Here is a 13,603-nt window from a genome sequence, read left to right as displayed (position 1 = left end):
CGATCCCCTGTGGGAGCGGGCTTGCCCCGCGATTGGGGCGCGCAGCGACGCCCTGGATATCGCACTCATGCTTCGCCCCAGGTGCTGATCAACCCATGCAGCCCATGCAAAGGCACGGCCAGCCAGCCCGGGCGGTTCTCGGCTTCGTAGGTGATTTCGTAGGCGGCTTTTTCCAGGCAGAACAGCTCCAGCGCGGCGCGCTCGCCTTCGGCCTGCTCCCAGGCATGGGGCATGGCGGCGGTGGCCAGGCCATAGGCCTCGACGAAGGCATGCCGTGACTGGTGCAGGTACTGCCGGGCGACGCGCTGCCGTGCCTGGCGCGCCGCATCGGAAAGGTCCACTGCCGAGGCGCTGCGCAGGATCATTGCTGCAGCATAGTCGAACGAACGCAGCACGCCGCTGACATCCTTGTACGGGCTGTGCTTGGCGCGTCGTTCCTCCAGCGGCCGCGCCGGTTCGCCTTCGAAGTCGATCAGGTAGGCATCGCCCTGCACCACCAGCACCTGGCCCAGGTGCAGGTCGCCGTGCACGCGCATCAGCAGGCCGCCCTGGGCCTGACGGGCCAGGGTGTCGACGTGCTGGGCCAGGCCGTCGCGCTGTTGCAGCAGGTCGTCGACCAGGGCCTGGCTGTCGCTGTCGAGGTCACCGCGATGCTGGGCCAGCAGGTCCAATGCATGAGCCAGCTCGGCGCTGATCTGCGTGCTCCAGCGGGCGCAGTCCTGTTCGCTGCTGGGACGTGGCTGGAACGCCGCATCGTCGCTGGGAGCGGCCAGCAACAGGTGCATTTCGCCCAGGCGCTGGCCAAGCAAGGCGGCAAAACCTGTGAGTTCGGCCAAGGCATCGGTGTGCGCCTCGGGCTCGACGGTGGAAGGCTCCATCTCGTCGCGCACGGCACGCTCGAGGGTATTCTGCGTCCACTCCCAGGCATCGCCCTGGTTGTTCAGGTAGCCCTGGGCAATCATCAGCAGGTGCGGCTGGCCCTGCTCGTCCACGCGGCTGACCCACGCCAGCAGCGGCGAGATATTGCCGAAGCCGGTAGCGGTCAGGTAGGCGCTCATTTCCAGTTCCGGGTGGATGCCCGGGTTGACCCGGCGGATCAGCTTGAGCACGAGGCTGCCGCCCACCACCACCGAGCTGTTGGACTGCTCGGCACTGAGGTAACGTACTTCGCTGTCCTGATCCAGTTCCAGGGTGGCCAGCTGTGCGGTGCAGTCGAAGCGCAGCTCGCCGGCGCCACCGGCCAGGCGGGTGCCGGCCTGGCAGTTGCTCAGCACGGCGCGGATGAACGGTTCGAGCACGAAGGCGTCGGTGATCAGGCCTACCTGACGGCCGCGGCGTACCCGCGACAGCGCCAGCTGCTGTGGCAAGGCACTGTTGATCTGCTCTTCGGGCAGCAGGCCGAACGGCAGCTGGTAGTGCTGCACGGCACCGTCACTGTGAACTTCCAGCTCGCTGAGTAGCACCGGCGTGGTGGCCGTGGCCAGGCGAACCCCATAGCTCAGGCGCACCTGGTCGATCGGCCCCTGCTTGCCGGCGAACCAGCGGCGCTTAGGCAGGTACTGGGGCAGGATGGTGGTTTGCAGGGTGTCGCTGGAAGGCGCTTCGAGCAGCTCCTCCATGCGCTTGCGCAATACCAGGGTGGTCAGCTCCGGCAGGCCTTCGGCGGGCTCCAGGTGCCAGCTGGGCATGCGGTCGCGCGAAGCCAGCAGGAACCAGTAGAAGCCGTAGGGCGGCAAGGTCAGCAGGAACGGCAGCTGACCGATGGGCGGGAAGGCGCTGCCGCCGAGCATCTCCACCGGGACCTTGTCGGCATACGGGGCCAGGTCCAGCTCGGCGGCCTGGGCGGCGCGGGAGACGTTGGCCACGCACAGCACGATCTCGGTGTTGCCCTCGGCATCGGTGTACTCGCGGATATAGGCGAGGATGCGCCGGTTGCTGGGGGTAAGCATCTTCAGGGTGCCCCGACCGAAGGCCTTCTGCTGCTTGCGCACGGCCAGCAGGCGCCGGTTCCAGTTGAGCAACGAATGCGGGTCGTGGGCCTGGGCCTCGACGTTGACGGTCTGGTAGCCATAGAGCGGGTCCATGATCGGCGGCAGCACCAGGCGCTGGGGGTCGGCCCGGGAGAAGCCGCCATTGCGGTCCGGCGACCACTGCATGGGGGTGCGCACGCCGTCGCGGTCGCCCAGGTAGATGTTGTCGCCCATCCCCAGCTCGTCACCGTAGTACAAGGTCGGGGTGCCCGGCATGGACAGCAGCAGGCTGGTGAGCAGCTCGATGCGCCGACGGTCACGCTGCAGCAGCGGCGCCAGGCGCCGACGGATACCCAGGTTGATGCGCGCGCGGCGGTCCTCGGCGTAGTAGTTCCACAAGTAGTCGCGCTCACGGTCGGTGACCATTTCGAGGGTGAGCTCATCGTGGTTGCGCAGGAAGATCGCCCATTGGCAATTGGCCGGGATCTCCGGGGTCTGGCGCAGGATGTCGGTGATGGGGAAGCGGTCTTCCATGGCCAGGGCCATGTACATGCGCGGCATCAGCGGAAAATGGAAGGCCATGTGGCATTCGTCGCCATCGCCCTCGCCGAAATACGGCCGGGTATCCTCAGGCCACTGGTTGGCTTCGGCCAGGAGCATGCGGTCGGGGTAGTTGGCGTCGATCTCGGCGCGGATGGCCTTGAGCACCGCGTGGGTCTCGGGCAGGTTCTCGTTGTTGGTGCCGTCGCGCTCGATCAGGTAGGGAATGGCGTCCAGGCGCAGGCCGTCGACGCCCAGGTCGAGCCAGAAGCGCATCACCCCGATCACCGCCTTCATCACCTGCGGGTTGTCGAAGTTCAGGTCCGGCTGGTGGGAGTAGAAGCGGTGCCAGAAGTATTGGCCGGCGACCGGGTCCCAGGTCCAGTTGGACTTCTCGGTGTCGAGGAAGATGATCCGCGTGCCGTCGTATTTCTGGTCGTCGTCCGACCACACATAGAAGTCCCGGGCCTTGCTGCCGCGCTTGGCGTGGCGGGCGCGCTGGAACCAGGGGTGCTGGTCGGAGGTGTGGTTGATGACCAGCTCGGTGATCACCCGCAGGCCGCGCTTGTGGGCCTCGGCGATGAAGCGCCGGGCGTCGGCCATGCTGCCGTAGTCGGGGTGCACGGCTTTGTATTCGGCGATGTCGTAGCCGTCGTCGCGCCGTGGCGAGGGGTAGAACGGCAGCAGCCAGAGGGTGTTGACGCCCAGGTCGGCGATGTAGTCGAGCTTGCTCATCAACCCGGCGAAATCACCGATGCCATCGTTGTTGGCGTCGAAGAACGATTTCACGTGCAACTGGTAGATCACCGCGTCCTTGTACCACAGCGGGTCGTCGATGAAGGCTTGTGGGCGGGAACGCTTGGCCATGGGCGACTCCTTCCGATTCCAGGTTCGGCGCGCCCCGGTAGGAGCGGCCTTGTGCCGCGAAAGGGGCGCGAAGCGGCCCCAGGATCTCGGCAACATGACAAATGGCTGGGGCTGCCGCGCAGCCCTTTCGCGGCACAAGGCCGCTCCTACAACAGTCAATGGGGTTTTTCGATTCGCCAGATACCGAACGGCAGGTGCCAGGGTTCGATGCGCATCCATTGGGTCTTGCCGTGCCAGGTCCAACGGTGGCCGTTCATCAGGTCCTCGCCATGGGTGTCGGCGTTGTCATCCAGCCCCAGCTCCCACAGCGGTAACTCGAAGTGCGCCTCCTGGGCGTTGTGCGGGTCCAGGCTCACGGCCACCAGGATGTAGTTGTCGCGCTCCGGGGTGCGCTTGCCGAAGTACAGGATGTTGTCGTTCCAGCAGTTGAAGAACTCGATGCCCAGGTGGGTCTGCAGGGCACGGTTCTGTCGCCGGATGCGGTTGAGCTGGGCGATCTCGGCGACGATGTTGCCCGGCTGGGTGAAGTCCCGCGGGCGGATCTCGTACTTCTCCGAATCCAGGTACTCCTCCTTGCCCGGCAACGGTGTGCCCTCGCACAGCTCGAAGCCCGAATACATGCCCCACAGCCCGGAACCCATGGTTGCCAGGGCGGCGCGGATGAGAAAGCCCGCGCGTCCGCTGGTCTGCAGGAAATAGGGGTTGATGTCCGGCGTGTTGACGAAGAAGTTCGGCCGGTAGCAATGGCGCCATGGCGGCTGGTTGAGCTCCTGGAGGTACTCGCGCAGCTCCTGCTTGGTGTTGCGCCAGGTGAAGTAGGTGTAGCTCTGGGCGTAGCCGACCTTGCCCAGGCGCGCCATCATCGCCGGGCGGGTGAAAGCCTCGGCGAGGAAGATCACGTCCGGGTAGCGGCTGCGTACATTGGCGATCAGCCATTGCCAGAACGGCAGCGGCTTGGTGTGCGGGTTGTCGACACGGAAGGTGCGCACGCCCTCCTCCACCCAGCCGACCACCACGTCACGCAGGGCCAGCCACAGCGATGGCACGGCCTCGGCGGCATAGAAATCGACGTTGACGATGTCCTGGTATTTCTTCGGCGGGTTCTCGGCGTAGCGGATGGTGCCGTCTGGGCGCCAGCTGAACCAGCCGGGGTGCTCGGTGAGCCAGGGGTGGTCCTGGGAGCACTGGATGGCGAAGTCCAGGGCGATCTCCAGACCATGCTCGGCGGCAGCGGCCACCAGGCGCCGGAAGTCCTCGCGGCTGCCCAGCTGCGGGTGGATGGCATCGTGGCCACCGTCGGGGCTGCCAATGGCATAGGGACTGCCCGGGTCACCCGGCTCGGCCTGCAGGGCATTGTTGCGGCCCTTGCGGTGCTTGTTGCCGATGGGGTGGATCGGCGGGAAATACAGCACGTCGAAGCCCATGTCGCGGATCATCGGCAGGCGTTGGTGCACGTCGTTGAACGTGCCGTGGCGCTCGGGGCTGTCGGTGACGGAACGGGGGAACAGTTCGTACCAGCTGGCGAACAAGGCCTGTTCACGGTCCACGTCCACGGGGAACTCAGCACTGCGGGTCAGGTAGCTGCGGTGCTCGGCCTCGCTCATCAGCAGGGCGGTATCGGCCCGCAGCAGCAAGGCCACCTGGTCATCCGAAGCCAAGGTCGGCAGGCGCTGCTGCACCTGCTCGAGCTGTTCGCGCAGCAGGCCATCGCTGCGCTCGATGCCCTTGCCCAGCAGCAGCCGGCCCTCCTCCAGCTCGAGCGTGACGTCGACGCCGGCGTGGTACTTCTTCTCCAAGTCATGGCAGTAGGTGGCGAAGGGGTCGATCCAGGCTTCGATGCTGAACAGGTGCAGGCCCAGTTCCAGGGGCGTGAATTCGACCAGCCACAGGTCGTTGCCCGGCGAGTGCATCGGTGTGCAGTGCCAGCGCCGGCTGTGGGCCTGGCGCCAGTGCAAGGTCACCGCCAGGCGGTCATGGCCATCGGTATAGACCTTGCTGCTCACCGCCACCGGCTGGCCGCGCACCGCCTTGGTGGCGAAGGTGCCGGCATCGAGCACGGGCTGGGTGTCCTCGATCACGATACGTGGCGCCAGCAACGCCTGGGACAGGCTGATCGCCTGGTCCGGGTGGTCGTTGGCCATGGGCACGCTTTCGAAGGGCTCATTACCTGACATCGAACCTTGCTCCCTTTTGCAGTGGCGGTAAGGGTTCAGAGCCGTGGGAGCTGCCCGGGGTTCAAAAAAATTGAGCGAACGGCGCGGGGCCGGGTCAAAGCCTGCAACGACGCCGTATTTCCCCTGGGAGGCCTGGCCATGAGTATTCCCATTCCACCGGAGACGCCGGACCCGAATATCGACGACCCGACCCTGCCGCCGCCGGAGCCCGAGGAAGACCCCGAGGAGCCGACCAAGCCGGGCCCACCGCCGCCGGTGGGCGACCCGCCGAGCGAGGAGCCGCCGGTGAAAGGCAAAGGATAGACAAGTACAGCGCGGTACACCTTGTGGGAGCGGGCTTGTCCCGCGATTAGGCCGAGCCCGATATCACCGTCGCCTGGCAAGGGCTTCGCCCTTGATCGCGGGACAAGTCGGACCGCCGCACCGCCGCTCCCACAGGGGCAAGCATCGGCCGCTTGTTCTCTGCGCGACAGCGCAGCCCGAAGGGCTGGGTAATCTCCCACAGAACCGGTGATAACAGGATCAGGTTACAGCTTGATCTCGGCCATGCTGATCTCGCGCATGCGGAACTTCTGCACCTTGCCGGTCACCGTCATCGGGAACTCGTCGACGAAGCGGTAATGCCGCGGCACCTTGAAATGGGCGATGCGCGCTTTGCACCACTGCTGCAGCTGCTCGGACGTCACGCTGTGCCCAGGGTGCAGCTTGATCCAGGCGACCAGCTCTTCCCCATACCGGCTGCAGGGGATGCCGATCACCTGGGCGTCGGCTACCGCCGGGTGGGTGTAGAAGAACTCCTCGAGCTCGCGCGGGTAGATGTTCTCCCCACCCCGAATGATCATGTCCTTGTTGCGCCCGACGATGCGCACATAGCCCTGCTCGTCCATCACCGCCAGGTCGCCGCTGTGCATCCAGCCGGCCGGGTCGATGGCGTCCTGGGTGGCCTGGGGGTTGCCCCAGTAGCCGAGCATGACGCTGTAGCCGCGGGTGCATAGCTCGCCGATCTCGCCCCGCGGGACGATAGTGCCATGCTCGTCCACCAGCTTGCTTTCCAGCTGCGGCTGGGTGCGACCGACCGTGGTCACGCGCAGCTCCAGTTCGTCGTCCGGGCCGGTCTGCAGCGACACCGGGCTGGTCTCGGTCATGCCGTAGGCGATCTGCACCTTGGCCATGTGCATCTGCTCGATCACCCGGCGCATCACCTCGATCGGGCAGGTGGCGCCGGCCATGATGCCGCTGCGCAGGCTGGACAGGTCCAACCCGGCGCGGTCGGGGTGGTCGAGCATGGCGATGAACATGGTCGGTACCCCATAGAGGATGCTGGCACGCTCCTCGGCCACGGCCTGCAAGGTCAGGCCCGGGTCGAAGGCATCGTTGGGGTAGATCATGGTGCTGCCATGGGTGATGCAGCCCAGATTGGCCATGACCATGCCGAAGCAGTGATACAACGGCACCGGGATCACCATGCGGTCGCGCTCGGTCAGGCCCAGGCTCTCGCCGACCATGTGGCCGTTGTTGAGGATGTTGTAGTGACTGAGCGTGGCCCCCTTGGGCGCGCCGGTGGTGCCGGAGGTGTACTGGATGTTCACCGGCTGGTCGAACTGCAAGCTGCGCTGGCGGGCCTCGAAGGCCTCGGGGGCGCACTGCCCTGCCCGCTCGGCCAAATGGCCCCAGGACAGGAAGCCGGCCGGCGGGTTCGCTGCCAGGCTGATCACCCCACGCAACGCCGGGAGCCGCTCGCAGGCCAGCTGGCCATGGGCGCAGGTGGCAAGCTCGGGGACCAGGTCCAGGACCATGGCATGGTAGTCGGAGGTCTTGAAGGCATCGGCGCAGACCAGCCAACTGCAACCGGACTGGCGCAGCACGTATTCCAGTTCGCCGACCCGGTAGGCCGGGTTGATATTGACCAAGATCGCGCCGACCTTGGCGCTGGCCAGCTGTAGGATGCACCACTGGGCGCAGTTGGGCGCCCAGATCCCGACCCGGTCGCCGACCTGCACGCCCAGCGCCATGAGCGCGCGCGCATGGCCATCGACCTGCCCGGCCAGCGCCCGCCAGCTGTAGCGTAGGCCCTGGTGCCGCACCACCAGGGCTTCGCCGTCGGGGTTGCGGGCCACGGTGGCGTCGAAGGCCTGGCCGATGGTCTGGGTCAACAACGGGCGGTCCTGGCGACCGCGGGTGTAGCTTGGTTGACTCATGGGTATCCCTTCTTGTGGTTGTTCTGGGCATGACTGAAGCAAGCGCGGCTACTCTGGCGCAGATTAACGTTAACGTAAAGGTCACGAGCCGATTGACAGCTTCCGAAGCCAGGTTTACGTTAACGTAAAGGTGAAAATACAAGTACCGGTTTTGCACCTACCCCGTGGGAGCGGGCTTGCCCCGCGATTGCGCCAGCCAGGGCTGACATCGTCGTTGGATCTGACGCAATCGCGGAACAAGCCCGCTCCCACAGTGACAGTGCGACGTCTACCAACCTCAAGAACAAGAAGGTGCCCCCGCATGCATTACCCCACCCTGAACTTCGCCCTGGGCGAAACCATCGACATGCTTCGCGACCAGGTGCGCACCTTCGTTGCCGCCGAGCTGGCCCCACGCGCCGCGCAGATCGACCAGGACAACCTGTTCCCCGCCGACATGTGGCGCAAGTTCGGCGACATGGGCCTGCTGGGTATCACCGTGCCGGAGGAATACGGCGGCGCGGGCCTGGGCTACCTGGCCCACGTGGTATCGATGGAAGAGATCAGCCGTGGCTCGGCCTCGGTAGCCCTGTCCTATGGCGCCCACTCCAACCTGTGCGTCAACCAGATCAACCGCAACGGCACCCATGAGCAAAAGCAGAAATACCTGCCCAAGCTGATCAGCGGCGAGCACATCGGCGCCCTGGCCATGAGCGAACCCAACGCCGGCTCCGACGTGGTATCGATGAAGCTGCGCGCCGAGAAGCGCGGCGACCGCTACGTGCTCAACGGCAGCAAGACCTGGATCACCAACGGCCCCGACGCCAACACCTACGTGATCTACGCCAAGACCGACCTGGACAAGGGCCCCCACGGCATCACCGCATTCATCGTCGAGCGTGACTGGAAGGGCTTCTCGCGCAGCAACAAGTTCGACAAGCTGGGCATGCGCGGCTCCAACACCTGCGAGCTGTTCTTCGATGGCGTGGAAGTGCCTGAAGAGAACATCCTCGGCCAGCTCAACGGTGGCGTACGGGTATTGATGAGCGGCCTGGACTACGAGCGCGTGGTGCTCTCCGGCGGCCCGACCGGGATCATGCAGGCCTGCATGGACCTGGTGGTGCCCTACATCCATGACCGCAAGCAGTTCGGCCAGAGCATCGGCGAGTTCCAGCTGATCCAGGGCAAGATCGCCGACATGTACACCCAGCTCAACGCCAGCCGCGCCTACCTGTATGCGGTGGCCCAGGCCTGCGACCGCGGCGAGACCACCCGCAAGGACGCCGCCGGGGTGATCCTCTACACGGCCGAGCGCGCCACCCAGATGGCCCTGGAAGCGATCCAGATTCTGGGCGGCAACGGCTACATCAACGAATTCCCGGCCGGCCGCCTGCTGCGCGACGCCAAGCTGTACGAGATCGGCGCCGGCACCAGCGAGATCCGCCGGATGCTGATCGGTCGCGAACTGTTCAACGAAACCCGCTGAGCACGAGGAACCGGCGCCAATGGCTACCTTGCACACCCAGATCAACCCGCGCTCGGCGGAATTCGCCACCAACAGCGCGGCCATGCGCGAACAGGTGCAGGCCCTGCGTACCCTGCTCGCCCATGTCGCCCAGGGCGGCGGCCCGAAGGCCCAGGAGCGGCACACCTCGCGGGGCAAGCTGCTGCCGCGTGAGCGCATCGACCGGCTGCTCGACCCGGGCTCGCCATTCCTCGAGATCGGCCAGTTGGCCGCCCATGAGGTCTACGGCGAAGACGTGCCCGCCGCCGGCGTGATCGCCGGCATCGGCCGTATCGAAGGGGTGGAGTGCATGGTCGTGGCCAACGATGCCACGGTCAAAGGCGGCTCCTACTACCCGCTGACGGTGAAGAAGCACCTGCGCGCCCAGGCCATCGCCCTGCAGAATCGCCTGCCATGTATCTACCTGGTGGATTCCGGCGGCGCCAACCTGCCCCGCCAGGACGAGGTCTTCCCCGACCGTGAGCACTTCGGGCGGATTTTCTTCAACCAGGCCAACATGAGCGCCCTGGGGATCCCACAGATCGCCGTGGTGATGGGCTCGTGCACCGCAGGCGGCGCCTATGTGCCGGCCATGGCCGACGAAGCGATCATGGTGCGCCAGCAGGCGACCATCTTCCTCGCCGGCCCCCCCTTGGTGAAGGCCGCCACCGGCGAGGTGGTGAGCGCCGAGGACCTGGGCGGCGCCGACGTGCACTGCCGCACCAGCGGTGTGGCCGACCACTATGCCGACAACGACGAGCACGCCCTGGCCCTGGCCCGGCGCAGCGTGGCCAACCTCAACTGGCACAAGCTCGGCAAATTGCAGCGCCAGGCGCCGGTCGCCCCGCTGTACGACGCCGAGGAACTGTATGGCGTGGTACCTGCCGATGCCAAGCAGCCGTTCGATGTCCGCGAGGTGATCGCGCGCCTGGTCGATGGCTCGGTGTTCGATGAGTTCAAGGCACTGTTCGGCACCACCCTGGTATGCGGCTTCGCCCACCTGCACGGCTATCCGGTGGCGATCCTGGCCAACAACGGCATCCTCTTTGCCGAGGCGGCGCAAAAAGGTGCGCATTTCATCGAGCTGGCCTGCCAGCGCGGTATCCCGCTGCTGTTCCTGCAGAACATTACAGGCTTCATGGTCGGCAAGAAATACGAAGAAGGTGGCATCGCCAAGCATGGCGCCAAGCTGGTGACCGCGGTGGCCTGCGCCCAGGTGCCGAAGTTCACGGTGATCATCGGCGGCAGCTTCGGTGCCGGCAACTACGGCATGTGCGGCCGCGCCTACGACCCGCGCTTCCTGTGGATGTGGCCCAACGCGCGCATCGGCGTGATGGGTGCCGAGCAGGCTGCTGGCGTGCTGGCCCAGGTCAAGCGCGAGCAGAGCGAACGGGCCGGTACCGCCTTCAGCGCCGAGGAAGAGGCCAGGCTCAAGCAGCCGATCCTCGACCAGTACGAGCGTCAGGGCCACCCCTACTATTCCAGCGCAAGGCTGTGGGACGACGGCGTCATCGACCCCGCCCAGACCCGCGACGTGCTTGGCCTGGCGTTGTCCGCCGCGCTGAACGCCCCGATCGAACAGAGCCGCTTCGGCATTTTCCGGATGTGACCCATGAGCGATTTCAGCACCCTGGAAGTGATCAAGGACCCTCGCGGCTTCGCCACCCTGTGGCTGAGCCGCGAAGACAAGAACAACGCCTTCAACGCGCAGATGATCCGCGAACTGATCGTCGCCCTCGACCAGCTCGCCGAGGATGCCAGCCTGCGTTTCGTGCTGCTGCGCGGTCGTGGCCGACACTTCAGCGCCGGTGCCGACCTCGCCTGGATGCAGCAGTCGGCGCAGCTGGACTTCAACACCAACCTGGACGACGCCCATGAGCTGGGCGAACTGATGTACGCCCTGCACCGCCTCAAGGCACCGACCCTGGCGGTGGTGCAAGGCGCGGCCTTCGGCGGTGCCCTGGGCCTGATCAGCTGCTGCGACATGGCCATCGGTGCCGAGGATGCCCAGCTGTGCCTGTCCGAGGTGCGCATCGGCCTGGCCCCGGCGGTGATCAGCCCGTTCGTGGTCAAGGCCATCGGCGAGCGCGCCGCGCGTCGCTATGCCCTGACCGCCGAACGCTTCAGCGGCGTGCGTGCTCGCGAGCTGGGCCTGTTGGCCGAGGTCTACCCGGCTGCCGAACTCGATGCCCAGGTCCAAGCTTGGGTCGACAATCTGCTGCAGAACAGCCCCCAGGCCCTGCGCGCCACCAAGGACCTGCTGCGCGAGGTGGACGACGGCGAGCTGAGCCCGGCGCTGCGCCGCTACTGCGAGAACACCATCGCCCGCATCCGCGTCAGCCCCGAAGGCCAGGAGGGCCTGCGCGCCTTCCTGGAAAAACGCCGCCCCGCCTGGCAAGACAACAAGGAGCCGCGCCCATGAGCCGCCCTACCCTGACCACCCTGCTGGTCGCCAACCGCGGCGAGATCGCCTGCCGGGTCATGCGCACCGCCAAGGCCATGGGCCTGACCACCGTCGCCGTGCACAGCGCCACCGACCGTGACGCCCGCCACAGCCGCGAAGCTGACATCCGCATCGACCTGGGCGGCACCAAGGCCGCCGAGAGCTACCTGGTGATCGACAAGCTGCTGGCGGCAGCCAAGGCCAGCGGCGCCCAGGCCATCCACCCAGGCTATGGCTTCCTCTCCGAGAATGCAGGCTTCGCCCGCGCCATCGAACAGGCCGGGCTGATCTTCCTCGGCCCGCCTGCCAGCGCCATCGATGCCATGGGCAGCAAGTCGGCGGCCAAGGCGCTGATGGAAGCGGCAGGCGTACCGCTGGTACCGGGCTACCACGGTGAAGCCCAGGACCTGGACACCTTCCGCGCCGCCGCCGAGCGCATCGGCTACCCGGTGCTGCTCAAGGCCAGCGCCGGCGGTGGCGGCAAGGGCATGAAGGTGGTCGAGGACGAAAGCCAGTTGGCCGACGCCCTGGCCTCGGCGCAGCGTGAGGCGCAGTCGTCGTTCGGCGATGCGCGCATGCTGGTGGAAAAGTACGTGCTCAAACCGCGCCATGTGGAGATCCAGGTGTTCGCCGACCAACACGGCAACTGCCTGTACCTCAACGAGCGCGACTGCTCGATCCAGCGCCGCCATCAGAAAGTGGTCGAGGAAGCCCCGGCCCCTGGGCTGTCCCCCGAGCTGCGCAAGGCCATGGGCGAGGCTGCCGTGCGCGCCGCCCAGGCCATCGGCTACGTCGGCGCGGGCACCGTCGAGTTCCTGCTCGATGCCCGCGGCGAGTTCTTCTTCATGGAAATGAACACGCGCCTGCAGGTGGAGCACCCGGTCACCGAGGCCATCACCGGCCTGGACCTGGTGGCCTGGCAGATCCGCGTGGCCTGCGGCGAGCCGCTGCCGATCACCCAGGACCAGGTGCCGCTGATCGGCCATGCCATCGAGGTGCGCCTGTACGCGGAAGACCCAGCCAATGAGTTCCTGCCTGCCACCGGCACCCTGGCGCTGTACCGCGAGTCGGCACCCGGCGAGGGCCGCCGGGTGGACAGCGGCGTCAGCGAGGGCGATGTGGTCTCGCCCTTCTATGACCCGATGCTGGGCAAGCTGATCGCCTGGGGCCAGGACCGCGAGCAAGCCCGCCTGCGCCTGCTGGCCATGCTCGACGAATTCGCCATTGGCGGATTGAAGACCAACATCGCCTTCCTGCGCCGTATCCTGGCCCACCCGGCCTTTGCCGCCGCGGAACTGGACACCGGCTTCATCCCGCGCCACCAGGCCGAGTTGCTGCCTGCGCCGAACGCACTGCCGGCGACGTTCTGGCAGGCGGCCGCCGAAGCCTGGCTGCAAGGGAGCCCTGCGCACCAGCGTCACGACGACCCCGCCTCGCCTTGGGCCCGGCGCGACGGCCTGCGCCTGGGCCTGGCAGCACGCAGCAGCCTGCACCTGGTCAGCGGCGGGCAGGACCAGGCCGTCGCGCTGGAACACAATGCGCCCTCGACCTGGCACCTGGACGGCGAACAGCTGTGCCACGATGTGGATGGCGTGCGCCGTCGTCACCTGGCGATCCGCCGTGATGACACCCTGCACCTGCAATGGGACGGGGAAATGCATGCAGTGAGCGCCTTCGACCCCATCGCCGAAGCCGAAGCCAGTCACAGCCACCAGGCCGGCCTGGGCGCGCCCATGAACGGCAGCATCGTACGGGTGTTGGTGGAGCCGGGCCAGGTGGTCGAGGCCGGTACCGCGCTGGTGGTGCTGGAGGCGATGAAAATGGAGCACAGCATCCGCGCCCCTCACGGCGGCACGGTCAAGGCCCTGTTCTGCCAGGAGGGAGATATGGTCGGCGAGGGCACGGTGCTGGTGGAACTGGCCGACTGA

General features: G+C 66.7%; 8 protein-coding genes. 5 read left to right on the top strand and 3 right to left on the bottom strand.

Going from position 1 to position 13,603, the window contains the following annotated elements:
• Positions 1–65: 65 nt before the first annotated feature.
• Complete coding sequence (gene treS / locus ACXHGZ_RS07310; protein ID WP_480463071.1) at positions 66–3,377, bottom strand: maltose alpha-D-glucosyltransferase; 3,312 nt, start codon at positions 3,375–3,377, stop codon at positions 66–68.
• Between the two features lie 155 nt (positions 3,378–3,532).
• Positions 3,533–5,551, bottom strand: a complete 2,019-nt coding sequence (locus ACXHGZ_RS07305) for an alpha-1,4-glucan--maltose-1-phosphate maltosyltransferase (RefSeq protein WP_480463069.1) — start codon at positions 5,549–5,551, stop codon at positions 3,533–3,535.
• Positions 5,552–5,689: 138 nt separating this feature from the next.
• Here ACXHGZ_RS07305 and ACXHGZ_RS07300 point away from each other — a divergent pair, with 138 nt between their 5' ends.
• The gene (locus ACXHGZ_RS07300; RefSeq protein ID WP_172403077.1) at positions 5,690–5,854 is read left to right on the top strand and encodes a hypothetical protein; all 165 of its coding nucleotides are present in this window, start codon (positions 5,690–5,692) and stop codon (positions 5,852–5,854) included.
• A 224-nt stretch (positions 5,855–6,078) separates the two neighbouring features.
• Here the strand turns inward: ACXHGZ_RS07300 and ACXHGZ_RS07295 are convergent, their stop codons facing one another.
• Entirely contained in the window at positions 6,079–7,749 is a 1,671-nt protein-coding gene (locus ACXHGZ_RS07295; protein WP_480463067.1) for an AMP-binding protein, read from the bottom strand.
• 301 nt (positions 7,750–8,050) lie between these two features.
• Here ACXHGZ_RS07295 and ACXHGZ_RS07290 point away from each other — a divergent pair, with 301 nt between their 5' ends.
• The 4 genes from ACXHGZ_RS07290 to ACXHGZ_RS07275 are packed head-to-tail and all read left to right on the top strand — an operon-like array spanning position 8,051 to position 13,603.
• Positions 8,051–9,214 (top strand): isovaleryl-CoA dehydrogenase, encoded by a 1,164-nt coding sequence (locus tag ACXHGZ_RS07290; protein ID WP_084859230.1) that lies wholly within the window; start codon positions 8,051–8,053, stop codon positions 9,212–9,214.
• Positions 9,215–9,233: 19 nt separating this feature from the next.
• Positions 9,234–10,841: a carboxyl transferase domain-containing protein gene (locus tag ACXHGZ_RS07285; protein WP_480463066.1), complete on the top strand. Its 1,608-nt coding sequence runs from the start codon at positions 9,234–9,236 to the stop codon at positions 10,839–10,841.
• A gap of 3 nt (positions 10,842–10,844) precedes the next feature.
• Entirely contained in the window at positions 10,845–11,654 is an 810-nt protein-coding gene (locus ACXHGZ_RS07280; RefSeq protein ID WP_084859227.1) for a gamma-carboxygeranoyl-CoA hydratase, read from the top strand.
• Positions 11,651–13,603, top strand: a complete 1,953-nt coding sequence (locus ACXHGZ_RS07275; RefSeq protein WP_480463064.1) for an acetyl/propionyl/methylcrotonyl-CoA carboxylase subunit alpha — start codon at positions 11,651–11,653, stop codon at positions 13,601–13,603. The genes ACXHGZ_RS07280 and ACXHGZ_RS07275 overlap by 4 nt, the downstream gene beginning before the upstream one ends.

It is taken from the genome of Pseudomonas shiyinii (assembly GCF_056725765.1).
This window is presented reverse-complemented; position numbering and strand designations above follow the sequence as displayed.

Coding starts and splice junctions, on each gene's coding strand:
- ACXHGZ_RS07280 (WP_084859227.1), top strand. CDS start 10,845: ATGAGCGATTTCAGCACCCTGGAAGTGATCAAGGACCCTCGCGGCTTC.
- ACXHGZ_RS07295 (WP_480463067.1), bottom strand. CDS start 7,749: ATGAGTCAACCAAGCTACACCCGCGGTCGCCAGGACCGCCCGTTGTTG.
- ACXHGZ_RS07285 (WP_480463066.1), top strand. CDS start 9,234: ATGGCTACCTTGCACACCCAGATCAACCCGCGCTCGGCGGAATTCGCC.
- ACXHGZ_RS07300 (WP_172403077.1), top strand. CDS start 5,690: ATGAGTATTCCCATTCCACCGGAGACGCCGGACCCGAATATCGACGAC.
- ACXHGZ_RS07290 (WP_084859230.1), top strand. CDS start 8,051: ATGCATTACCCCACCCTGAACTTCGCCCTGGGCGAAACCATCGACATG.
- ACXHGZ_RS07275 (WP_480463064.1), top strand. CDS start 11,651: ATGAGCCGCCCTACCCTGACCACCCTGCTGGTCGCCAACCGCGGCGAG.
- treS (WP_480463071.1), bottom strand. CDS start 3,377: ATGGCCAAGCGTTCCCGCCCACAAGCCTTCATCGACGACCCGCTGTGG.
- ACXHGZ_RS07305 (WP_480463069.1), bottom strand. CDS start 5,551: ATGTCAGGTAATGAGCCCTTCGAAAGCGTGCCCATGGCCAACGACCAC.